This window comes from Mucilaginibacter sp. P5_A6, from assembly GCF_056400585.1.
Window position 1 is genome coordinate 23184 of sequence record NZ_JBFUKZ010000019.1, and the last position, 24490, is coordinate 47673.

At 40.3% G+C, this 24490-nt stretch carries 23 protein-coding genes; 8 read left to right on the plus strand and 15 right to left on the minus strand.

Annotation, left to right across the window (positions count from 1 at the left end):
• Positions 1-2 precede the first annotated feature (2 nt).
• On the plus strand, positions 3-905 hold the full coding sequence (locus tag AC1DO4_RS18800; RefSeq protein WP_477418593.1) for a histone deacetylase family protein: 903 nt from the start codon (positions 3-5) through the stop codon (positions 903-905).
• Here the strand turns inward: AC1DO4_RS18800 and AC1DO4_RS18805 are convergent.
• From AC1DO4_RS18805 to AC1DO4_RS18820, 4 genes are read right to left on the minus strand one after another with little or no spacing between them, the layout of a single operon-like run.
• Positions 902-2281, minus strand: a complete 1380-nt coding sequence (locus tag AC1DO4_RS18805) for an MATE family efflux transporter (protein ID WP_477418595.1) — start codon at positions 2279-2281, stop codon at positions 902-904. The genes AC1DO4_RS18800 and AC1DO4_RS18805 overlap by 4 nt on opposite strands.
• A 51-nt stretch (positions 2282-2332) precedes the next feature.
• Entirely contained in the window at positions 2333-2956 is a 624-nt protein-coding gene (locus AC1DO4_RS18810) for an AlbA family DNA-binding domain-containing protein (protein ID WP_477409368.1), read from the minus strand.
• 17 nt (positions 2957-2973) lie between these two features.
• Positions 2974-3441 carry a GNAT family N-acetyltransferase gene (locus tag AC1DO4_RS18815; RefSeq protein ID WP_477418597.1) on the minus strand — a complete coding sequence of 156 codons (468 nt, stop codon included), beginning with the start codon at positions 3439-3441 and terminating at the stop codon, positions 2974-2976.
• Positions 3442-3449: 8 nt separating this feature from the next.
• The gene (locus AC1DO4_RS18820; RefSeq protein ID WP_477418599.1) at positions 3450-3965 is read right to left on the minus strand and encodes a DUF4442 domain-containing protein; all 516 of its coding nucleotides are present in this window, start codon (positions 3963-3965) and stop codon (positions 3450-3452) included.
• A gap of 142 nt (positions 3966-4107) precedes the next feature.
• Between AC1DO4_RS18820 and AC1DO4_RS18825 the strand changes: the two genes are divergently transcribed.
• A complete protein-coding gene (locus tag AC1DO4_RS18825; RefSeq protein ID WP_477406096.1) occupies positions 4108-4308 on the plus strand; it encodes a coproporphyrinogen III oxidase in 201 nt (66 codons plus the stop codon).
• 130 nt (positions 4309-4438) lie between these two features.
• On the opposite strand, the gene AC1DO4_RS18830 is transcribed toward AC1DO4_RS18825, so the two are convergent.
• On the minus strand, positions 4439-4657 hold the full coding sequence (locus AC1DO4_RS18830) for a hypothetical protein (protein ID WP_477418601.1): 219 nt from the start codon (positions 4655-4657) through the stop codon (positions 4439-4441).
• A gap of 492 nt (positions 4658-5149) precedes the next feature.
• Between AC1DO4_RS18830 and AC1DO4_RS18835 the strand changes: the two genes are divergently transcribed.
• The 5 genes from AC1DO4_RS18835 (at position 5150) to AC1DO4_RS18855 (ending at position 9441) form a co-directional block, all read left to right on the plus strand.
• On the plus strand, positions 5150-6685 hold the full coding sequence (locus tag AC1DO4_RS18835) for a SulP family inorganic anion transporter (protein WP_477418603.1): 1536 nt from the start codon (positions 5150-5152) through the stop codon (positions 6683-6685).
• Positions 6686-7056: 371 nt separating this feature from the next.
• The gene (locus AC1DO4_RS18840) at positions 7057-7611 is read left to right on the plus strand and encodes a YciE/YciF ferroxidase family protein (protein ID WP_477418605.1); all 555 of its coding nucleotides are present in this window, start codon (positions 7057-7059) and stop codon (positions 7609-7611) included.
• A gap of 71 nt (positions 7612-7682) precedes the next feature.
• On the plus strand, positions 7683-8135 hold the full coding sequence (locus tag AC1DO4_RS18845; protein ID WP_477418607.1) for a PA2169 family four-helix-bundle protein: 453 nt from the start codon (positions 7683-7685) through the stop codon (positions 8133-8135).
• Between the two features lie 218 nt (positions 8136-8353).
• Positions 8354-8923 carry a Crp/Fnr family transcriptional regulator gene (locus AC1DO4_RS18850; RefSeq protein ID WP_477418609.1) on the plus strand — a complete coding sequence of 190 codons (570 nt, stop codon included), beginning with the start codon at positions 8354-8356 and terminating at the stop codon, positions 8921-8923.
• A gap of 128 nt (positions 8924-9051) precedes the next feature.
• Complete coding sequence (locus AC1DO4_RS18855; RefSeq protein WP_477418611.1) at positions 9052-9441, plus strand: RidA family protein; 390 nt, start codon at positions 9052-9054, stop codon at positions 9439-9441.
• Between the two features lie 75 nt (positions 9442-9516).
• Here the strand turns inward: AC1DO4_RS18855 and AC1DO4_RS18860 are convergent, their stop codons facing one another.
• The 9 genes from AC1DO4_RS18860 to AC1DO4_RS18900 form a co-directional block, all read right to left on the minus strand.
• Positions 9517-10905, minus strand: a complete 1389-nt coding sequence (locus AC1DO4_RS18860; protein ID WP_477418613.1) for a carboxylesterase family protein — start codon at positions 10903-10905, stop codon at positions 9517-9519.
• A 324-nt stretch (positions 10906-11229) separates the two neighbouring features.
• Positions 11230-12477, minus strand: a complete 1248-nt coding sequence (locus tag AC1DO4_RS18865; RefSeq protein ID WP_477418615.1) for a tetratricopeptide repeat protein — start codon at positions 12475-12477, stop codon at positions 11230-11232.
• Positions 12478-12483: 6 nt separating this feature from the next.
• A complete protein-coding gene (locus AC1DO4_RS18870) occupies positions 12484-13560 on the minus strand; it encodes a tetratricopeptide repeat protein (protein ID WP_477418617.1) in 1077 nt (358 codons plus the stop codon).
• A 47-nt stretch (positions 13561-13607) separates the two neighbouring features.
• Positions 13608-16220, minus strand: a complete 2613-nt coding sequence (gene gyrA / locus AC1DO4_RS18875) for a DNA gyrase subunit A (RefSeq protein ID WP_477418619.1) — start codon at positions 16218-16220, stop codon at positions 13608-13610.
• Positions 16221-16383: 163 nt separating this feature from the next.
• Positions 16384-16782, minus strand: a complete 399-nt coding sequence (locus tag AC1DO4_RS18880) for a hypothetical protein (protein WP_477418621.1) — start codon at positions 16780-16782, stop codon at positions 16384-16386.
• Between the two features lie 10 nt (positions 16783-16792).
• Positions 16793-17707 carry an oxygen-dependent coproporphyrinogen oxidase gene (hemF, locus tag AC1DO4_RS18885; protein ID WP_477418623.1) on the minus strand — a complete coding sequence of 305 codons (915 nt, stop codon included), beginning with the start codon at positions 17705-17707 and terminating at the stop codon, positions 16793-16795.
• Between the two features lie 85 nt (positions 17708-17792).
• Positions 17793-19043 carry an MFS transporter gene (locus AC1DO4_RS18890; protein WP_477418625.1) on the minus strand — a complete coding sequence of 417 codons (1251 nt, stop codon included), beginning with the start codon at positions 19041-19043 and terminating at the stop codon, positions 17793-17795.
• 107 nt (positions 19044-19150) lie between these two features.
• Complete coding sequence (locus tag AC1DO4_RS18895; RefSeq protein ID WP_091142652.1) at positions 19151-19348, minus strand: cold-shock protein; 198 nt, start codon at positions 19346-19348, stop codon at positions 19151-19153.
• Positions 19349-19489: 141 nt separating this feature from the next.
• The gene (locus AC1DO4_RS18900; RefSeq protein WP_477418627.1) at positions 19490-20125 is read right to left on the minus strand and encodes a peroxiredoxin; all 636 of its coding nucleotides are present in this window, start codon (positions 20123-20125) and stop codon (positions 19490-19492) included.
• 151 nt (positions 20126-20276) lie between these two features.
• On the opposite strand from AC1DO4_RS18900, the gene AC1DO4_RS18905 reads away from it, so the two are divergent.
• A complete protein-coding gene (locus AC1DO4_RS18905; protein WP_477418629.1) occupies positions 20277-22061 on the plus strand; it encodes a glycoside hydrolase family 15 protein in 1785 nt (594 codons plus the stop codon).
• 166 nt (positions 22062-22227) lie between these two features.
• On the opposite strand, the gene AC1DO4_RS18910 is transcribed toward AC1DO4_RS18905, so the two are convergent.
• Complete coding sequence (locus AC1DO4_RS18910; protein WP_477418631.1) at positions 22228-24426, minus strand: bifunctional alpha,alpha-trehalose-phosphate synthase (UDP-forming)/trehalose-phosphatase; 2199 nt, start codon at positions 24424-24426, stop codon at positions 22228-22230.
• Positions 24427-24490: the final 64 nt, after the last annotated feature.

A 24490-nucleotide genomic window follows, 5' to 3' on the forward strand; every position in this document is an offset into this window, starting at 1 on the left:
GCATGCTCAAGATAGCTTTCGACCCGATATATGCCCACCCATTGCCGGAAGGCCACCGGTTTCCGATGCTTAAATATGAGCTGATCCCGGCGCAGTTAATACGTGAAGGGGTGATATCAAAAGAAAATTTATTTTCTCCCGGGTTACCTTCAGAAGAGATAATTCTAAAAACTCATGACGAGGATTACTGGCATCAACTTCAAAATTTAACATTGTCGCCAAAAGAGCAAAGGCGTATTGGATTCCCTTTATCCACCCGACTGATTGAACGTGAAATGAGGATAGCCAAAGGAACAATTGATGGCTGTACCTTCGCTTTTAAAAATCGTATCGCGTTTAATGTTGCCGGCGGTACACACCATGCAGGCACAAACTGGGGTGAAGGTTTTTGTATCCTCAATGACCAGGCTATCGCAGCTAACTATTTATTAAATAGTAATTTAGTATCATCTATCTTAATAATTGATTTAGATGTTCACCAGGGAAATGGTACCGCACAGATCTTTGAAAATGAGCCGGGGGTATTCACATTTTCAATGCATGGAGCTAATAATTTCCCCATCCGTAAGGAAAAATCAGATCTGGATATTCCTTTATCAGATGGCACCGGAGATGAAGAGTTTTTAAGCACCTTATATCAAACTTTACCTAAACTGATTCAACAGGTAAAGCCCGATTTTGTATTTTACCTGGCCGGAGTTGATGTATTGAGTACTGACAAACTTGGGAAACTTGCTTTAAGTAAAGAAGGTTGTAAGGCCCGCGACCAGTTTGTTTTTGAACAGTGTATCAGCAATAATATTCCCGTTCAGGTAAGTTTGGGCGGAGGCTACTCGCCCCAGATTAAAGATATAGTTGATGCCCACTGCAATACCTTCAAAGTGGCAGTCGATCTTTATTTCTAATCTTTCGGTAATACGGGTATTGCCTTATCCCGGTGATGTTTACTGATCATATTAAACCGGAAGAACAATAGGATAGAAGCTGTGGCCAGGCCAAGTACCAATCCGTACCATACACCATAAACACCCATATGTAATTTGATGCCGAGCACATAGCCTATTGGTAAACCAATTATCCAATAAGCTAAAAAGGTTATGATAGTGGGCATGTTAACATCGCCCATGCCACGTAATATACCAAGGCCAACAACCTGAGTTCCGTCGAATAACTGGAAGAATGCTGCTATGATAAGTAATTGAGCTGCAATGTTTATAACATTTTCATCAGAAGTAAATATCCATGGTAATAAATGCCGGCCTAAGGCAAATATTACTGCTGTTATACTCATAAATATCAGTACAATGTGATAATTAGAGATAGCTCCGAGGCGTAAATTTTTATGGTCGCCAACTCCAAAGTAATTGCCCGATTTTATAGCTGCAGCTGCACCAATTCCACTTGCCATCATGTAGGTCATGGATGCYATTGTAATTGTGATCTGGTGTGCCGCCTGGTCAACAATCCCTATAGTACCAACTAATAATGCGGCACCACCAAAGGCGCTGATCTCGAAAGTATACTGCATAGCTACTGGTGCACCTATCTTTAAAATATTAATAGTACGTAACCGATCAATATTTTTAATGGCAAAACTTTTCAAATACGACTTGAAATTTGCCGATCTGAAAACATAAAAAGCCATTACGATGGCCATTAAACACCGATCTATCAGCGTACTATATCCAACCCCTTTAATGCCCATAGGGTGCACACCAAACAGGCCCTTTACAAATATAATCCCTAAAACAATGTTGATTACATTACCAGCTATGGATATGATCATTGCCTGCATGGTAAAACCCAGCCCTTCGGCAAATTGTTTAAAGGTGTTAAATATCAGGAGCGGGATAAGTGATAAACTTAGTAACAACAAATAAGGTTTGGCCTCTTTTACAACCATTGGCGATTGATCAAGATGGTTGATTAAAAGCATTGTGCCAAAATAGATACCGCAAAATAAAACAATGCCACTCAATACATTTAACAGCAGGCTGTTTGATAACAAACGGCCACATTCTTTATAATCCTTACGTCCGTTATTTTGGGCAATTAACGGAGTAAGCCCATATGAAATACCCATGCCAATAACCAGGGGCATCATGAAAAGACTATTTACAGTAGAAGCAGCCGCCAATGATATTGTGCCGGCAAAATGACCTACAATAATCGTATCGGATATCTGAACAGCGGTATGACCTGCATTTGATATTACTACCGGGATTGCAAGCTTTAAACTTTCGGTATAGTAAGGTTTGTATTTTTGGTAAACGGCTTTCATCACTTTTGTGCAGGGCCGTAAAAGTAATAATTAGGGTGGAGAAAACAGCAATTAACAGGCCGTATAATACTCTTCCTTTTCGGTTGTATTGATCCGGATTAAGCCTGAAAGGATTAGATCAACCAAGATGCGTTGAGTGCGCCTGCGTCCCATTTTTAATAGTTCACTGCACTCTTTTATTGTAATTCGATTAGTTTTTGCAAGGTAGCTCAACAAGGTTTTTTCATTATCAGAATACTCAATCAATACACCCTGATCGTTGGATGAACGCTTAAGTACTTCTAAAACAATTTTACTGGCTAACACACTTTTATCCTTCACCCTTACATAAGCCCACCATTTGCCGTCATCGGCGAGAGCGTAATGCGGTTTCAAATCACTTGGCAAGGTATCAACAACAAGTACCAATTTGTCATCAACGTAAATCTCTTCAAATATTGGCTCAAGAGCCGGCCGTATAAACATATGAGCCGCCCGGGTGATCATATAACGTTCCTCGTCCTCAGATTTTACACCTTTAATAGTGCCGTCATCTAAAACACCAATCAATAGTTTACCGCCTTTGTTGTTGGCAAAGGATACCATTGTACGGGCTATTTTTTCGCAGCTGGTAATTGTTTTTTTAAAGTCGAGCGTAACGCCTTCTCCCTCAAAAATCAGTTTTTTGATGTTCATTTTTAACTCTCCGGTCCTTAAACTAATTGTTGAGGTTTAATATAGGGTGTAAATATTTCCATCCAATTTTCGGGTTTCGAAATCTGGTTAAACCCAAATTGACTATATAACCCATGGGCATCTGCAGTAGCTAACGACCATCGCCTTAATCCCTGCAGTTCCGGGTGATTAACAATGGTTTGCATCAACCATTTTGATAGCCCTTTTTTTCTAAACACGGGTAAAATAAAAACATCGCAAATGTATGCAAAAGTAGCATTATCGGTAACAACGCGTGCAAAACCCGCCAGCTTGTTATCATTGTAAAGACCAAAACACATTGAGTTTGCTATGGCTTTTTCGAGCTTTTCGCGCGATATACCTTGTGCCCAATAAGAGTCGTCATTTAAATAGTTGTATATCACATCAACATCCAAAAGTGTTTTGTCGGTTGATATCAGGAAGCCTTTTTTAATAAAAACTTCGTCATTCATAAAAACAGTCATCAATAAAATTACAAATTAGGGTCGATAAAATTGAGGTTGCGTAAATAAACCTCGTTAATTACTGATACACATATTTCGCCCGCCTTATTGTAAATATCAACAGGATGGTGGGAGGTATATTTGCCCAGCGTATTCAGTGCGTTTTCGGCTTCTGCGATGTCATCATCGCTTAAACTGATCTTAAAATGCACATCAGTTAAGCCTGGTTTCAAATATTCTATAGTTGATGATTTTGACCACACCTTTAATTTATAACCCCTTTTAATTAACAAATGATGAAATAATAAAGGGTAAAATGGGTCTGCAGCTGCAAAAAGTGTTCCCCCAAAAATAGAATTATTGTAATTTTTATTTAAAAAACTCTTTTTGATCTTTACTTCAACACCCCTATATCCTTCATCGAAACCAACTACCCAGATACGCTGAAAAAATAGGGGAGGGTAGAAGCGTAATGCCCACTTTAATATTCTTTCGGATACAACCATAGCTTCTAAATATCTGAAATTTATGGTTAAATAGTTCAATAATGATGTAAAATATGATAGTTTGACTTCAAAATTCTTTAAATCAGGCTAATATCCGCTAATGCCAAACTTGTTTAAACAATATAAGGCTTATGAGGTTAATAGTATGTTCACTAAAGAATACACTTTTAAACTAATAACTATGAAAAAGCAAATTTTAAGTCTTGCACTTGTCGCGACAATGGTAACAGCAATTGCAACAGGATGTGGCTCGACCAAAGATGCCAGCGGTGGATCTGACACTACAAAAATGGATTCAGCTTCTACAACAACCCCGGCGCCTGCAACAACTGATACCGCTAAAACCGACACCGCCAAAAAGGATACTGCAAAAAAAATGTAATTACCAGTTAAGTTTTACCATAAGAATTCCCGGGTTTTCATGGAAAACCGGGAACCTTTATGGTATTTTTAATCACTTTAATTCACTTTTATTACACTTTTATTGAGTTTAGGCTAATTTAAAATGTGGTTTATACAACACCGCCGTCAGCCCTTAAAGTTGTGCCGTTTGTGGCGGCCGCAAAATGATGCGACCCAAGTTTTTTTGCGATCATTTTATCAAAACAGGCGCATGACAAGCTCACGCCGCTCAACACATTTACTTCGAAAAATTTAAACCAGCCTTCATCTGTAATTGCTGGAAATTCTTTCGGTTTAAGGTTTAAACCAAAAGAGTAAATCATCTTCACAAAAGAATATGTTTATGACTTAAATGTGGGATGTTTCAAACAAAGCCACGTACCATCGTCATTCACCATTGTCAAAATCATTCCGCGAGGAGCTATTAAGACGTTTAAATACTGCTTTGGGCGGGCCCATAGGAGTAGAGTTGTTTGATTTCATTAAGGTATTTAATCTGCCGGCTTTTAAATCAAAACCAAAGCATGTACAGCTCGGAATAGGAGAGTTGGCCCTAACAGAAAGTACGATTATTCGCCCAATTTACTAACTTTGCGACAATGACAAATGCCATATACAATAGTCCGGGTACACCACCCTGAGTTACCTCCCGGTAGACTAATAAAATGGTCAAGGCCTTTAAGTTTACGCTGCGATAACGTCATAGTATTTTTTTCAAACAATTTCTTTTTTACATTTTGCACGAGTTGTGCATTCATCTTTTTTTGATGTTGCTATTCCTGCGAACTTGACAAATTCATCCTTAAGCACACATTTTTTACATGCCGGACTTTAAATTGAACCTCTTCGACTTTTCCCAAAATATCAATTACAAAAATGAAATATTTGCAGGCCTTACAGTTGCTATGACTATGATGCCGGAGTCACTGTCATTTGCCATACTCGCGGGTTTTCCTCCACTGGTTGGCTTGTATGCAGCTTTCATTATGGGATTGGTAACGTCAATATTCGGTGGAAGGCCAGGTTTGATTTCCGGTGGCGCAGGTGCCACCGTTGTTGTATTAATTGCCCTAATGAAATCTAACGGCCTTGATTATGTTTTTGCAGCCGTAGCTTTAGCTGGAGCAATTCAAATATTAGTTGGCTTATTCAAGTTAGGTAAATTTATACGCCTTGTGCCGCAACCTGTAATGTACGGATTTGTCAACGGATTAGCTGTGATCATTTTCATGGCACAGCTGCAACAGTTTAAGACAGTAGTGGGCGGCCATGAAGCCTGGTTATCTGGTACTCCGCTTTATATTATGGCCGGATTGGTGGCCCTCACCATTGGAATTGTTGTTTTATTACCTCGAATAACTAAGGCAGTACCACCGTCTTTAGTTGCAATCATTGTTGTCTTTATCATTGTTCTTTGTTTCGGAATACACACCAAAACAGTTAGAGATATTGCAGCAGTAAGTGGCGGTTTTCCACCATTTCATATTCCATCAGTGCCGTTTAATTTAGATACCTTAAAAATCATTTTTCCTTACGCCGCTATTATGGCAGGCGTTGGCTTAACAGAAGGACTGCTAACACTAAATCTGGTTGATGAAATGACCGCTACCCGTGGCAACGGCAACCGTGAAGCTATCGCACAGGGAAGTGCCAATATCCTAAACGGGTTTTTCTTTGGAATGGGCGGTTGCCCGATGATCGCACAAACATTAGTAAATCTTTCTGCCGGGTCCAGGGCAAGATTGTCGGGGATCATCGCTTCATTGACCATACTTATGATTATCTTATTTGGTGCTCCTGTTATCGAACGTGTACCAATGGCTGCCTTAACCGGTGTAATGATCATGGTGGCCATTGGCACATTTGAATGGATTAGTTTCCGTATCATCAATAAAATGCCCAAACAAGATGTGTTTGTGGGCATATTAGTAGCGCTGATTACTATCTGGCTTCATAACCTTGCTTTAGCCGTACTAATTGGCGTGATTATTTCAGCATTGGTGTTTGCCTGGGAAAGTGCAAAAAGGATCAGGGCCAGAAAATATGTGGACGATGCAGGTGTTAAACATTACGAGATATTTGGACCATTATTCTTTGGCTCTGTAACTGCCTTCAATGATAAGTTTGATGTATTAACTGATCCTGATGAAGTAATAATCGACTTTAAGGAAAGCAGGGTATCCGATATGTCGGGCATCGACGCATTAAATAAATTGACAGAACGTTACCGTCAGGCAGGCAAAAAGCTTCACCTAAAACATTTGAGTCAGGATTGCCGCAAACTACTTAAAAACGCAGCTGAGGTTATTGATGTGAACATCATCGAAGATCCGACGTATCATATTGCTATCGAATAGCTGTCTGTTGCCTTTTTTGATTGATGTATTTTTTGTTTTACCTGCATTTTCAGGTGCAAGCGGGCAGGGGAGAGGCATCAGCCAGGTCTTCATAAATAGTTGGCATGTACCAACCTGAAAGCGCTTTCGTACATGCCTTGATACTTAAACTGCACCATATCCGGCAACCGATTGGCGTCAAAGATTTTTAATCGTTGGGAGAGTTTTTGGCATGACTTTTTAGCCCATATCTTATTTACTACAAAGCAATATGCTGCTATTTTTGTGGTGTATTTAATTATTTATGTAATTTTTTAATTATAAAATTAAATTTCACAAAACTTTATTTTTCTGCCGATGTTGTTAAAAGACATTTTATAAACCAAATATCTATGACAACTTCAACAAAAAGTAACGGAACCAGAACCGCTACGACAAAAACCGGAAAAATGGAAAATTCAGAATTTCATGAATTTTTTGTAGATGAATTGAAAGACATTTACTGGGCCGAAAAACACCTGGTAAAGGCATTGCCGAAAATGAAAAAAGCGGCCACGAGCCCCGAGCTTGCTGCGGCTTTTGACAAGCACGCACAGGAAACCCAAACCCACGCAGATACGTTGGAACAGGTATTTGAGCTGCTGGGCGAAAAAGCGACAGCAAAAAAATGCGATGCCATGGCAGGCCTGTTGGAAGAGGCTGATGGTATTATTGAAGATACCGATGCCGGAACTTTAATTCGTGATGCGGGTTTAATCCTCGCTGCTCAAAAAGTAGAACATTATGAGATAGCAACCTATGGAACGCTTAGGGCTTTCGCCGAAAGTATGGGACATACGGATGTGGCGGACTTATTAGGCAGGACGTTGGAAAATGAAAAAGCAACCGACCAGGCGTTAACTGCCCTTGCAGAAAGTTCCATTAACGAACAGGCTGCTGCGGAATAAGAACAACCATTTATGCTTGTTTGGTATGTAACAGCTTAAATGGGGATATGTAAACATTTATTAAAATATCTATGGAAACTACAGAAAAAACAATCGACGTATTAAACGACCTGATCGAGATCAATAATGACCGCGCCGCCGGCTTTGAAAAAGCAGCGGCCGATTTGAAAGATGAAAACATCGACCTGAAAGCTACCTTTGACCAACTGAGTCAGCAGAGCCGTGTAAATGTAACCGAACTGGCTGCTGTGGTGGGTCGTAATAACGGCGATCCGGAAACCGGCACCAGCGTGTCGGGTTCATTGCATCGTGCCTGGATAGATGTAAAGGCCATGTTTAGCGGCGGCGATCGTAAAAGTATACTGGAAGAATGTGAACGCGGCGAAGATGCAATTAAGAAAGCTTACCGGAGCGCTTTGGCCGAAACTGATTTGGAGCCGGAAGTACGCGGGTTGCTCACGAAACAGCAACAAGGTATTAACGCCAGTCACGATACCATCAAACGTTTACGAGATATGCAATAACACCAATCGTTAATTTACTTTACGGGAAAAGAGCCACACCAATTTGATAAGTGTGGCTCTTTTCTTTTACTGTACGGAAAATTTACAGCATATGTAGCATCCGGGTTTGTTGCAGAAAAAAAGTAGTTGATTTAAAAAAAGTGTTCTTATATTATACCGTCAGTAATTAAAGGAAGTATGTTTTTTCTCAGGAACGGCCTTATTATTGTCTCTGGTACATGCAGGAAAAACTAAGGGAACATATAGAAAAAATAGTACCGCTCACTGATGATGAGTTTGCGTTTGTATGCCCGCATTTCACTATTAAGAGTTATAAAAAGCGCGAATTTCTTATTCAGAAGAGTGAAAGTGTAAAGTATTGTTATTTTGTGATTTCGGGGCTTTTAATGTTGGTATATAACGATGAATCTGGAAATCAGCATATTGTTTCCTTTGCGATGGAAGACTGGTGGGAAAGTGATTTTCTGGCCTATTATACGCAAACTAAAGCAACGATGTCGCTAAAATGCCTTGAAGACACCACTGTGTTTTGCCTTTCGCTGCAAGATTACCAAAAGTTGTGTACAGGCCTCCAAAAGATGGAACATTTTTTTCTTAAAAAAGCAAATTCCGGTCACATTGGTTCGCAGCAGCGCATATTGTCTTTCCTAACCTCCAATGCAAAGGAGCGCTACGAACAACTACTAAAACGGTATCCTTCACTATTTCAAAGAGTATCTAAAACCCTGATAGCTTCCTATCTGGGTGTTTCGCGCGAAACCCTTAGTAGGCTCTGGCGTTCTGCTTAGTATTATTTCCCTCATTTTTAAAATTGTGATGTTTGTCACGCAAAAAATATACGTGCTGTCTTCATCTTTGCGGTGTACAATTTTATTAACTCTTGTGCTAGTAGTGGCACAAACTAAAAAACAACCAAATGCAAAAACGAATAATTAATCCCTGGCAATGGCAGGATGAACGCAGTTATGTGCAAGCCGTTGAAGTAAAACAGCCAGAAGGCACACTCTATGTTTCGGGGCAAACGGCCATAGACGCTGATGGAAAAGTAAGTACCGGTGATATGAAAACCCAATTGGTACAAACCATACAAAATTTAGAACAAGTTATTAGCGAGGCCGGATACGATTGTGCAGGTATTGTGCGGTTAAATATCTATACAACTTCGTCGGCAGAGCTTTTCGAATGCTTTGATATTTTTCAAGCCTGGATAGCTAAGCATGGCATTAAGCAAGCGACTACTTTATTAGAAGTAAAAAGCCTTTTTGAAACATTAAAAATTGAATTGGAAGCTACAGTTGTGAAATAATCAACTTGCGTTGTTCAAAAACAAAATATGTCTTTCAAAACGACATAAGAAAACTCTTCAACTGGAAGCTATTATTCATTCACGTTTCTGGGCAAAAAGCCAATCCCATAAACCGGGTGTTTCAATAACCTTGTCCCAAATGTTGTGCGCTTGATTAGGGTATTCTGTATATCGCGGTTGCCCGCCAGCTTTTTTTATTGCCGAAATCATATCCCGTGAGCCGCCGACGGACACATTCTTGTCTTCCGCACCATGGAAAGCCCATATAGGCATATTAACAATTTTTGATGCAAGCTTAGGGTCGCCAGCTCCGCATACCGGTATAGCAGCGGCAAAAAGATCTGGACGGGTACAAATAAATTGCCAGGTTCCGTATCCGCCTCGTGATACACCTGTTACATAGCGTCTTTTTGTGTCTATTCCCGGCTCATCCAGCCCACTAATGGTTTCATAAACCAACGATTCAAGGGAAGGTGTCCCGGAAATACCTCCCCAGCCTGCACCTTCCGGGCAATAGGGTACAAAAACAAACGCAGGGTACGTGCTTCCGTCGATACCGGTTAGCGCCTCGGCCGCTGACGCCTCGTAACCGCCATAAGGCAGACATACAACTAATGGATACTTTTTTCGCCGATCATAGTTCTGCGGTTTTATTAAAAGATAATGCAGGCTGTTTCCTTCGCTGTCAACAAAGGTTCTGCCTCCGCCTGCTAACTTAACCAATTGCTGAGCCTGTTCAGCATTGTAATTTCGCCAATCCATTTGTGAGCCGCTTTCGTGGGCTAATGATGTTCCAATTGCTATCGTAAATACAACGGCAGCTACCGCACAGATACCCAATATCGTTTCTAAATATTTCTTCCTGGGTACATTCGCATTGTCGCTCTTTAATGTCTGGATCTCCTCCACGAAATTCATTATAAACAAAACATTAATGAGGCACGAGGCAATCGAACTCCATTGAATAATTTTTTGTAACACGCCAATAATCCGAATATCTTTAGAATAAGAGCCCACAATAATTGCCGACGCTAAAGCGAGGGTAACCGCCAACCCTAAGATCCCTGCCAGCTTTAACCAATACCTTTTTCGTATGCTCGAAAAAGTAAGACTTACAGCGTATACAATGATGGCACTTAAGTAACAAGCGAGCGTGGGAATATAATAGCCTCTTAGATCTCCTGAAGTTAAGTTAACATAGCAGACTATAACATAACCAAGGTCTGCTATAATTGCAATGATCCCTGTAAAAAAGGCAAACCGGTAGTTTCGATGGTAATAATATTTAATCAACAATATTGATCCAATAAAGGCAGTAATATTCCCCAATAAATACCATGCTATATAGGAGGGGAGTTTATAAATTTCTGTCCCAATTTTAAACATTACTATGAAGGTCCATATACCGGTGGCAGTGACTATACCTGAAAAAACAATTAACAAAATGTACAGGACCTTATTCATCTGTTTTATTTTTAAGGTATAGGTTGAAATTTAAAAACATTAAACAATAATTGCGTTGACGCTAATATAATACCTTTATCTGACGGATTGTATTAAACAAATTATTCCTTTATAAAAGTTATTTAGAAAAAATTGAATCCTCATTTTTTAACAACCCARGGATCCAATTGAAAGTTTTGAAAAGAGCGCTCTTTGTTTTTTGATTTAAATGCTGTTTCAGCCTATCTAACATAATATGAATACTAGTCTCATAATTAACATTATGTTAAATAGAGATATTAAAGAGAAAGGCTTTACAATGAAAGCCTCTCCTTTTTTATACTATTATTGTTTTGGTAATGCCTCTATCTGTGCTTTTATTTTGCTTGCGTTAGCATCATCTTTTACACCCAGGTAATAGGTTCTTAAGTTTGTTAATGCGTCAATCGATTTTGGATTTAAATCAACTGCTTTTTGCAAATATGGTTTAGCTGCTTCAAATTGTGCTTTTGCTTTAGCAATAGCTGCATCATATTCTTTTTGTTTATTGGCAGGAAGTTTATTAGCAGCATTGTAATCGTCAATTGCAGGGTTAATTATTACATAGCCCAAATTCAAATTTGCTTCAAAATAATTCGGATCTATCTCTAAAGCCTTTTTGTACATATCCGCAGCTTGTTTGTAGTTTTCAACTTTTGTAGCCTGTAATTTACTTTTGGTAACAGGATCTTTTGCTTTGGCTTGTTCTTTAATTACTGCTTCTGCTGTTTGTGAATACGTTAAGCCTGCGTAATAATAAAGTGTTTTATTTTTTGGATCAGCAGCTAATGCCTTCTGGATCTTATCTAAAACCTCTTTTTCTTTCCCGGTTTGCAGGCTTATTTCTATTTCTCTCTTACGCAGGTCAGCACTGGCCGGGTACTTTGCAACACCCTCGGTTACCGTTTTAAGGGCATTTGCAGTATCCTTACTTAATAAGTATACCGATGAAAGATCCATGTAAACACCAGGTACTTTTGAAAATTTGGTGGTGATTAATTTTGTATAATTTGCTATTGCAGCGGGATAATTATTTGAATTTGCTGCCGATAAACCGGTGTAATAAATAGCATTGGTATCTTCGGGCAATATGGTGCGGTAATAATCAAACGATTTGTAGGCAAGGTCGTATTTACCGCTTCCGTATTCGGCAACGCCTTTTGTAAGCTGGTATTGGGCAAGGTTTAAGTTACCTGCATCAATAAGTTGCTTATTTTCGCCTTTGGTATCCAGCTCTTTAGCTTTTTTTAACGCTTCCTCGGCTGTGGTAAACAAAGGCAATGAGGTTGCCGCTACCGAATCCTGGTTTGCAAAAGTAGAGTAAATAACACCCTTTAAAGCGTAAGTAAGTGGCAATGCAGCAGTTTTTTCGTTTGCTGCAGCCTTGTCAATAGAAGTTCGGGCGGCAGTTAAACTTGTTTTTGCTAAAGGTGTACCTCTTAATCCTTCGTACTTTTCATACTCAGATTTTGCATTGTTTAACTCGCCTTTTTGTGCAAACGTTGTTGCTGAAACTAAGCCTAAAAGACCAGCCATCAAAAGTTTGATTTTCATGTTTTATTAATTAGTTAGCTGTTTTAATTTATTGTTTATTTTGTCTAATTGATCTTTATTGCTGGTTTTGGCATACACCAATTGCAATGCCTGTAAACCTTTAACATTGTTTGGAGATAATTCATTGGCTTTTTCGAGCCATTGAATGGCCATTCCAATATTTTTAGTGCTCTCCCCTTCTTCCTTGGTTATCGCGCTTTGTTTCAGGTACATTAAACCTAAATTAAATACCGGTTCATAGGCCGAGCCATTTAACTCAATAGTATGTAAATATAGGGATTCGGCGCGGTCGTATTTGTTTAAATGATCATAACAATTAGCGGCTACAAATGCAATATCGGCGTTATTTGCATTAATATCAAGTAGTTGCCCAATTAACGGTTCTAACGATTTATAATCTTTTAAATTATTGTAGATATTTGCCTCATCAAGCAATAAAAATCTGTCGGCCGGTAAAAGCTTCCTGCCCTTTTGCAATATTTGCAGCGCTTTTGAGGTATCGCCCAATGATTTATAAATGCTTGATGCTGTTTCAATGTACTCTGTACGGGTACTATCTACAGCCAATAAATTACTGTAGTATTTAGCGGCATCAACCAAATTGCCCATTTTATTGTTTGAATAGGCTATATAATCATTGAGTTGCTTAAAATTGGGTGCATATTTCTTTGCATTTTCAAACGATTGCCGGCCATTTGCGAAATCGGAGTTATTTACAAACTCAAAACCCTTACGTATATAAACATTGGCAAGGCAGCGTTTTGAATAATCAATTTCGGCCTGGTAGTTATAAATTTTGCTTTTAGCCGATAATTTATCCACCAATGCAGCGGTTTCTGCCAATAACGTTGCCGGCTGCCCGCTTGTATTGGTCGAATCGATATACAATATACTGGCATTAATTAATGCCCTGTAAGTGTTTTTTTTCAAATCAGATGAATCTGAGCGGGTAATGATTAAGCTATCGGCAGATTTTTTTGCCGCTCTTAAATATTTCAGATCCTTGTTCTGTTTATAAAAAGCAAGGTTATTAACTACAACTTTTAGCGCTTCTGATTGCGCGAAGGCAAAAGTTGTAGTCATAAATGGTATTAAAACAGATAAAACAATTTTACGGCACTGCATATTTTTTATTCAGTTGGTTCGTCAGTTGTTGGTTCTGCGCTTTCTCCGGTTGCCTCATTTTCTTGTGATGATTCAGGGCTTTCAGCTCCTTCCTCATTCTCATCATCTGGAGTTATTTCGGCATTTTCATCAATTTCCTTCTCTTCTTCCTCGTCATGCTCAATTTTTGCTACCGAAGCAATTTCATCATTTCCTTTCAGGGTTATTAAACGTACACCTTGCGTAGCCCTGCCCATTGTGCGCAGCTCGCTGATGGCAATACGGATTATAATACCCGATTTATTGATGATCATCAGATCTTCCTTATCAGTAACACCTTTTATGGCAACAAGGTTTCCGGTTTTTTCAGTAATATTTAAAGTTTTTACACCCTTACCACCACGGTTAGTTACCCTGTAGTCGTCAATATCGGTACGTTTACCGTATCCTTTCTCTGATACTACCAACACCGTTGTTTCACTATCGTCGATACTAATCATGCCTACAACCTCATCGGTCTCGTCATCAAGTGTAATACCACGCACACCGGTTGCGGTGCGGCCCATTGGCCTTACAGTTGATTCATTAAAGCGGATTGCCCTGCCCGATTTAAGCGCCATTACAATTTCGCTGCTGCCGGTGGTTAAGGTTGCTTCCAGTAATGAATCGCCTTCGTTGATGTTGATGGCGTTGATGCCATTTGCACGCGGACGTGAATAAGCCTCCAGAGATGTTTTCTTGATGGTACCTTTACGGGTACACATGATAATGAAGTTATTCTCCAGGTATTCTTTATCCTTAAGACTGATAAGCTTGATGTAAGCCTTAATATTCTCTTCTTTAGGGATATTAATAATATTCTGGATGGCACGGCCTTTAGAAGTACGCGTTCCTTCCGGAATTTCAAATACCCGCAGCCAGTAACATTGACCGGATTCGGTAAAGAACAACATGTAGTTGTGATTGGATGCAACCAGCAAATGCTCAATAAAGTCGGCATCGCGGCTATTGCTGCCGATAGAACCCTTACCACCCCTGCCCTGGCGACGATATTCGGTTAGCGGGGTACGTTTAATATAACCCTCGCGCGATATGGTGATCACCACATCTTCATCCTCAATAAAGTCTTCGGTTTGCATTTCGGCAGATGAATGAACCATTTCGGTCCTGCGCTCATCGCCATATTTTTCTTTAATTTCTAAAAGCTCATCCTTAATGATCTGCATCCTTAAGCCTTCATCAGCTAAAATAGATTTTAAATGCTCAATCAGTTTCATTAAAGCTGCATATTCATCTTTGATCTTATCACGCTCAAGTCCGGTTAACCGGCGAAGTGTCATATCCAAAATAGCGCGGGCCTGCAGATCGCTTAAGCCGAACTGGCTCATCAAACCTTCTCTTGCTTCATCAGGAGTTTGCGAAGCACGTATCAGGCGGATTACCTCATCCAGGTGATCCAATGCGATCAATAAACCTTCTAAAATATGCGCCCGCTTTTCAGCTTCAGATAGCTCAAATTTGGTACGGCGTACAACTACTTCGTGCCTGTGTTCAACAAAGTGATGGATCAGGTCACGCAGGTTAAGCATCATCGGGCGGCCATTAACCAATGCGATGTTGTTAACACTGAATGAGGTTTGTAAGGCGGTGTACTTAAACAAATTGTTTAATACAATGGCTGCGTTGGCATCGCGTTTAATTTCGTAAACAATGCGGATACCTTCCCTGCTCGATTCGTCACGGATGGCCGATATGCCTTCCAGTTTTTTATCATTAACCAACTCGGCGGTACGCTCAATCATTAAAGCCTTATTTACCTGGTAAGGTACTTCGGATACGATGATGCGTTCTCTTTCGCCGTGATGCATTTCAATTTCGGCCCTTGCGCGGATTACTACCCTCCCACGACCTGTTTCCAATGCTTCACGCGGACCCTCGAAGCCGTAAATGATACCACCTGTAGGGAAATCGGGCCCTTTAACGTATTTCATCAATTCGGATACCTCTATCTGGCGGTTATCTATCAATGCCATAGTAGCATCAATAACCTCAGATAAGTTGTGCGGGGCCATATTGGTAGCCATACCTACCGCAATACCCGATGCCCCGTTAACCAACAGGTTAGGGAATTTTGCAGGTAAAACGGTTGGCTCCTGTAACGAGTCGTCGAAGTTTAACTGAAAGTCTATAGTGTCTTTATTGATATCAGCCAGCATTTCTTCGGCCAGCTTTTGCAGGCGTGCCTCGGTATAACGCATTGCCGCAGGTTCATCACCATCAATAGAACCGTAGTTGCCCTGTCCTTCAACCAACAGGTAGCGCAAGCTCCATTCCTGGGCCATACGTACCATGGTATCATAAACAGATTTATCACCATGCGGGTGATACTTACCCATTACCTCCCCCACAATACGGGCAGATTTTTTGTAGGGCTTGTTGTTGTTTAAACCCAGATCGAGCATGCCAAATAAAACACGCCTGTGTACGGGCTTAAGTCCATCGCGAACATCGGGTAATGCCCTGGAAACGATTACCGACATTGAATAATCAATGTAAGCAGATCGCATTTCCTCATCAATATTTATCGAAATTATCCTGTCTTCTTTGTGTGAATTATCGTTTTCTGTTCCTTCGGCCATTTTTATTTATTTGTGGAATCTTCTCTCTATAATTGCCCGTTTAAATTGATTTTTAAACGACCTGCGAAGTTAAGAAAATAGTTGACTAATGTGCCAATTTTGGCAACAATATGCATGCATAATTTATACACACAAGCTAATTTATTAACCTTGCAGGCTAAGTTTATTTGATCTTTACCCAGTGATCTTCAATCTTATTACCATTGGGCAAAATGGTGAATAATTTAAGTGTATCATTACTAATTGCATAGGTGTATTTCACTGTTTTATTGAGTAATTCTGAGGATTGCAGGCTGTAGGTTTGTGTTTCAAAACAAGTATCAGCCTCAAGTTTGTAATCTCCTTTTTCGTACACAACATCCTTCTCTCCTTTTTCTTTTAACACCGCTTTATAATGCGATTCATCATATACGCGTTGTAAAGAATAAGCAGTAGAAGCGCTATCTGTTTTACCATTAACAACACCTCCCCTATATTCCCAGGCGCCTTTCAGCGGAAAATCATCCATGATAAAGGAGCACATGGTACTTATGAGTATAATTGGCAGAATAAGCTTTTTCATAGGTAATGATTTAAACCCAGCTGATCCCTTTTTTTAGCAGCGATAACGTTTTTTCTTCTTCGCTGCCGGGTACCGCCTGGTAGTTATAAACCCATTTGGCTGTAGGCGGCAGGCTCATGAGTATTGATTCGATACGGCCATTTGTTTCGAGGCCAAATTTGGTGCCCGCATCATAAACCAGGTTAAATTCGGCGTAGCGGCTGCGGCGTTGATATTGCCACTGCTGCTGCTCATCGGTAAATGCTTTGTTGCGATTACGGTTAACCAGTTCTGTATACGCGGGAATAAATGACCTGCCCAGGGCCTTTGAAAAATCAAAGATGTTCTCCCAGCTTAATTCGTCATTACCGGTTAACCGGTCGTAAAAAATACCGCCTATCCCCCGTGTTTCGTTTCGGTGTTTGATATAGAAGTAATCATCCGCCCAAAGTTTAAAACGGTGATAAAAATCATGATAATAGCTGTCGCAAACAGCTTTTAAATTGGCGTGAAAGAAACGGGCATCTTCCTCAATAACGTAATGCGGTGTAAGATCGATACCTCCGCCAAACCATCTTATTGGTTTTTCGGCACCGCCAAAAGAAGATGGCATCTCGAAATACCTGATGTTCATATGGATGATGGGAACCAGAGGGTGGTTTGGGTGGATCACTATAGATACCCCGGTAGCAAAAAAATCGTCTGATTCTACCTGCAGCGCCCTTTTCATGGTATCGGGTAACTGACCATGTACAGCCGAAAAGTTTACCCCGCCCTTTTCAAAAATATTTCCATTTTGGATTACGCGTGTACGGCCCCCGCCGCCGCTTTCCCTTTCCCAGTTCTCTTCTTCAAACTTGGCCTGTCCGTCGGTTAGTTCAAGCGCCGCACATATCTCATCCTGTATCTGTTTGTAATCAGCGGCTATTTGTTCTTTGCTTATCATTAATGCAAATGTAATTTAATTTGAGAATTTGAAGATTTGGCAATTTGAAAATGTAAATAGCGTCAATAATTACCAAATCTTCAAATTAACTTATCTCCACATAATCAAGGTCTTTACCAAAGGTTTCCTTTAGCTGGCTTAACGAAAATAATGCAATGAGTGTAAGGATGCCCATCATGATATAACCACTGGTTACCATGCCATAGCTTTTTACAAAGGCTGCAAAAGCCATATTAATTGGAATTAAAGATCCCCTTACAAAGTTTGGAACTGTAGTGGTAACTGTTGAACGGATGTTGGTGCCAAATTGCTCGGCTGCAATGGTAACAAATGTTGCCCAGTAGCCAACAGAACAGCCCATGAAAAAGCAGAGCCACACAAACCGGGCATTGGTTAAATCTTTTGAGCTTAAATAAAATATAACGCTCACCACCGATAACAATAAAAATACCACCATTGTAAGTTTTCTTGATTTGGTGATCTGGGCAAGCAGCCCGGCAAAAATATCACCAATGGCTATGCCAATGTATGTGTATAAAACCCCATCGGCAGCGCTTAAGGCTTCTTTTGCTCCCAGGGCTTTGCCAAACTCAGGCGATAAGGTAACCAATACCCCCACCACATACCATAATGGCGCCCCGATAAGGATACAATAAATGTATTTTTTAAACTTATCCCAACTGCCAAATAACATAAAGAAGTTTCCTTTTGATACTTTGCTTTGCTCAATGTTTTTAAACATACCCGATTCAAAAGTTCCTATCCTTAACAGTAACAAAAGTATGCCAAGCCCCCCACCTACTTTATAGGCATTTTGCCAGCCATGTTTAGCAACCATTACAGCTGCAGCCGCGCCAAATAAACCAATTACCGCAACAATCATTGTTCCGTATCCGCGTTTTTCTTTACTCAATGTTTCGCTTACCAGGGTAATGCCTGCGCCAAGTTCGCCGGCAAGGCCAATACCTGCAATAAACCTAACCAATGCATAGGTGTTTACATCGTGCACGTAAGCATTAGCAAAATTGGCTATTGAGTATAAAAGAATGGAACCAAACAGCACTTTAATACGGCCCAGCTTATCGCCAATTACACCCCACAAAATGCCGCCCAATAAAAGGCCAAACATCTGCACGTTGATGATAAACACGCCCTTAGGTAATACATCTGCCGCAGAAACGCCAATATCCAGCAAGCTGGCTTTACGTACTATCGAAAAAACTAAAAGATCATAGATGTCAACAAAATAGCCAAGGGAAGCCACAAGAACAAGGAATATCATATTTCTTGTAGCTTTGGAAGCGGTAATATTGGTAGAAGCGGTAACATTAGTCATAGTTATATAGTTGATTGGCTAAAGTAGCAGAATTATATATAATCAAAAAAAATAGCACAAAAAAAACCTCTGTGGTTGCAGAGGTCTGYTGTGAAGACTTTGGTTAATTATGCTTTTTTAACATTTACTGCCTGTAATCCTTTTCGGCCTTCTTCCACTTCGTAAGTAACGCTATCATTATCTTTAATGGCATTTACGCCGCCCTGTACATCCTTAAAGTGTACAAAAAGATCCTTACCATCATCGGTAACAATAAAGCCATATCCTTTTTGTGTGTTAAACCATTTTACTTTTCCAGTTTTCATAATTATAATTAGTATTAAAAATTTTTGTTATATAGATTAAAAACTAAAGCCAAACTGAAAATAAAATGGTTTTAATGTTCAGACGGAATAGATAACCCTATCTTTTTCAAATATATAAAATAATTAATAAACCAAATAAAATTATTTATTTGGTTGCGGAGTAATCCTTAAATAGGGTTTTATGGCAGTATAACCCTTTGGAAATTTGGCCGGGATGTCTTCAGTTTTAATTGCAGGCACTACAACTACGTCCTCGCCATCCTTCCAATCAACCGGTGTGGCTACCCCGTAGTTCGCGGTTAATTGCAATGAATCTATCACCCTTAAAATTTCCTGGAAATTGCGGCCTGTTGATGCCGGGTAAGTGATGATCAGCTTTACAGCCTTATCAGGGCCAATGATGAATAATGAGCGCACGGTTGCATTTACTGATGCGTTTGGATGGATCATATCATAAGCTTCAGAAATTTTGCGGTCTTCATCAGCAATTATCGGGAAGTTTACCTCCACTCCCTGCGTTTCATTGATATCATTTATCCAGCCGGTGTGTGAATCAAGTGAATCAACACTAAGGGCCAGTACTTTTACGTTACGTTTTGTAAATTCATCTTTTAACGCTGCGGTTCTGCCAAGTTCGGTTGTGCAAACCGGTGTATAATCGCCTGGGTGCGAAAACAATACACCCCAGCTGTCGCCAAGGTATTCGTAAAAATCGATGTCTCCGGCAGAAGTTTTTGCTTTAAAATTGGGGGCTTTATCGCCTAATCGTAAACTCATGATTTGTGTGATTTATAGTAGATTAAAGACTACTAAGTTAATATACATTGTTTGATAAATCAAAATTAAACAGAAATTATAACGCAATTTACGCCAACATTACACAAGCAATGTTGTTGAACACTTGAACAAGCTAAAAGCAATATTATTAATGGAACGACATACCTACGATACCGGAATAATTGGAAACTGCGCATTTTTAGCGCATATACATAAAAATACAAATGTGGAGTGGCTGTGCTGGCCCCGGTTCGATAGTACTTTCATCTTCGGTGGATTACTGGATAAAAAGAAAGGCGGCCAGTTTTCAATTCTGCCCGACGGGGAATTTACTTCACATCAATATTACTTGGAAAATACCAACGTTTTAATTACCGAAATAAGCCCTGCCAGCGGCGGCAAATACCGTGTAACCGATTTTGCACCCCGTTTTTACCAGCATCAGCGCTACTATAAACCCTTGATGCTGTTTAGAAAGATTGAAGCTATTGAGGGTTCGCCAAGGGTAAAGGTTAAATGCGAACCTGTATCTGAATATGGTGCTGTAAAATTAACCGTTAATCGCGGCAGTAACCATATACAATATCTCGGCGGAGAAGAAAATATAAGGCTTACAACCAATATACCCATCAGTTATGTGTTTGATGAGCAGCCATTTGTACTTAACGAGATAAAATACCTCGCACTTACTTATGGCGAACCCCTGGAAGCGCCATTGATAACTACCACAGAACGCTTTTTAGCAGAAACCATCCAATACTGGCGCACATGGATCAAGCACTCATCCATAGCCGGGTATTACCAGCCTTTTGTAATTCGTTCGGGGTTGGCGCTTAAAATACACCAGTTTGAAGATACGGGAGCAATTATAGCTGCAAGTACTACCAGCTTGCCCGAATCGCCGGGAAGCGGCCGTAACTGGGACTACCGCTATTGCTGGCTGCGCGATACCTATTATGTTATAACCGCACTCAATCACATTGGGCATTTTGAGGAAATGGAAAAATACTTTGGCTATGTAACAGATATTTCTTTTTCTGATGAACAGCGCTACCAGCCGCTTTATGGAATAACGGGCAAAAAGGACCTGGTTGAGCATATACTGACCGATTTGGACGGTTACATGGGCAACCAGCCGGTACGCATAGGCAACCAGGCATCAGAGCATATACAAAATGATATTTACGGACAGGTGATGATCTCTATGCTCCCGCTATATACAGATCATCGCTTTGTTTTTTCGGAGCGAAAAGATTCAGTGAAATGGATCGAATCGCTGCTTAATAAAATTGAACGCACTATAGACGAAAAAGATGCCGGCATCTGGGAGTTCAGGAACATGGCCAATATACATTGTTACAGCAACCTGTTCCAGTGGGCAGGTGCATCGGCAGCAGAAAAAATGGCGCGTACTATTGATAATAAAGAACTGATTGATAAAGCCATATCATTAAAAGGCCGCGCCGCCGCGCACATTGAAAGCTGTTATGATCCTGTCAGGAAGGTATACACCAATTCGGCAGGGAGTTCAAATCTTGATGCCAGTACGCTGCAGTTAATTATGATGAATTACCTCGATCCTGAATCTCAAAGAGCAAAAGATCATTTACTTGCATTAGAAAAAGAGCTAAAAACACCTAATGGGTTATTTTACAGGTATTTATATAAAGATGATTTTGGTAAACCCAAAACAACCTTCCTGATATGCGCATTTTGGTATGTAGAAGCCCTGGCCAGCGTTGGGCGTATTGACGATGCACAACGTGAGTTTGCCAACCTGTTGCAATACTCCAATCACCTGTTGCTGTTTAGTGAAGATGTAGACGAAAACGATGGCAGCCAATGGGGCAATTTCCCACAGGCCTATAGCCATGTAGGTTTAATGAACGCGGCATACCGTATAGCTATTAAGCTGGACAGGCCGATATTCTTGTAGTTCTATGTTGTTGGAAAGTTGGAAAGTTAAAACGTTGTAAAGTTGAGGGGGCGAACATTGTTGTAAAGTTTGAATGTTGTAAAATTAGAAAGTTGTGATAAGGTTGTAAAGTTGGAATGTTGAAACGTTATAATTTAACATTCCAACCTTTCAACATTCTAACCTTTCAACTTACTTCTACCCCAACGTGCTTAGTAAAACTTGTAAGCAGGTTGCGTACCTCCTGCGGGTTGCGCAGGTAAAACTTAGCTGCGGATAAGTTACTTCCAACTTTAATGGTTATAGCGCTATCTGGCAGTGCTTTAAAGATATCCTCATCGGTATGATCATCACCAAAGGCAATAATAAAATCATAGTCTTTGCCTTCTGTAAGCGTTAAGGCGGCTTTGCCTTTGTTAATATCCATATTCTTAATTTCCAATACCTTATCGCCCGGAAGTAACTGTAAGCCCTTATCGCTGGCAAGGTATTTAAGATTATTCATTAATTCGCCCGCTCTAAGCTCGCCTAAGCCAGCCGGGGCCTTGCGATAGTGCCACACCAGTGAGTATGTTTTTTCTTCGATGAACGAACCCGGAGTGCGGTCTACATAGGTTTCCAGGATGGGGTAAATATCTTGTTTCCACTGATCTGACAGACCTCCGATTTTATGCCATGACGTGCCTTGCTGCTTAAACCAGGAGCCATGTTCGGCAATCAGGTAAATATTGGCAAGGCTAAACCATTCGTCAAGATTTTGGTGCTTGCGGCCGCTTATCAATACTACCTGGTTAGCGGGGTCTTCGGTAAGTTTATTAATAATGTTATAAAGCTCCGCATCCGGACTTGCCTGCTCGATGTTTGATTTAAAACCTACCAGCGTGCCATCATAATCTAAAAATATAATCCGTTTTTTGGTTTTGATATAACGGTTAATGATAGACTGCTCGGTTGAATTGCTCACGTGCCTGGCCTGCAAAGATCGTTGCATCAGTTTTACTTCTTTCAGCCGATCCATAAATATTTTAACCCAGTGCGAAACATTAAATTTGGTAACCAGTTGTCGCATTGGTATCATGCGTTTCCGCTGTTCATCCAAAGGCATGTTGATAGCCTGCACTATGGCCCGGCAAACCTCGCCGGTGTTGTTGGGGTTCACAATTATAGCATCAATTAACTCTTTAGATGAACCTGCCATCTCGCTCATAATTAATACACCATCGTCATTTATACGGCTGGCTACATACTCCTTGCTTACCAGGTTCATGCCATCCCTCATAGGAGTTATTAAACAAACATCGGCGGTGTAATACAAGGCCGAAAGCATCTCGATCGGGAACGAACGGTAGTAATAATGTATAGGGCTCCAGTCCATTGTGCGGTAAATGGAGTTGATATTACCTACCTTTTTATCTATCTCATCACGCAGGTGTGCATACTGCGGTACTGTATCCCGCGAGGGTACCACAATCATATACAATGCTATCTTTTCAATACATTCCGGGTGTAATTGCAGCAATAATTCAAAAGCCTGCAAACGTTGAAGTATGCCTTTGCTATAATCGAGCCTATCGACAGACAGAATGAGCTTAATGTCTTTAAAATTATTTTTTAACAGCTCAATCTGGTGCTGTACATCTTCCTGCAACGGTAACGAAGCATATTTCCGTTCATCTATCCCCATCGGGAATGATTCTATAACAATTGACCGTTCGCCTGTTGTGATAATGTTTGATGACGAGGTTACCGGCAAAATGCGGGTTGTTGCACCCAAAAAATGGCGCACATCATCAAACGTATGAAAACCAATCAGGTCCGCGCCAAGCATTCCATCCAGCAATTCCGACCGCCACGGTATCAATCTGAACATTTCATGCGATGGAAATGGAATATGCAGAAAAAATCCTATGGAAACATCGGGCAATTCGCTCCTAACCAGGGCTGGCAACAGCAATAGCTGGTAATCATGAATCCAGATCACGTCGCCAGGCTCGGCAATACTTAAAATTACATCCCTGAACTTTTTATTAACGGCCTGGTAATAATCCCAATTAGATTGCTTGTAATTGGCATAGGTTGAGGCATAGTAATGAAAAACCGGCCATAAAACCTCGTTTGAAAAACCTTCGTAATATTGGTTGATCTCTTCCTGGTCAAGAAACACAGGGATAAGACTTAATTCTTTTAACTGATGTGTAACCTTATCMTTATCCTGCTGTTCGGCAATTTCAAYTCCCGGCCAGCCAATCCACACATTATCATCTTGTTTGTATATTGAACCTAAACCGGTTGCAAGCCCCCCCTCGCTTGATGATAAATTATATTCGTCATCAATTTTAGAAATTTTTACAGGTAAGCGGTTAGATACAATGATAGTCTTTGGCATAATACTTATTAATATTTATTACTTGATGTTTTATAAAGGTGTAAACAGCCATATTTGTTTGCTA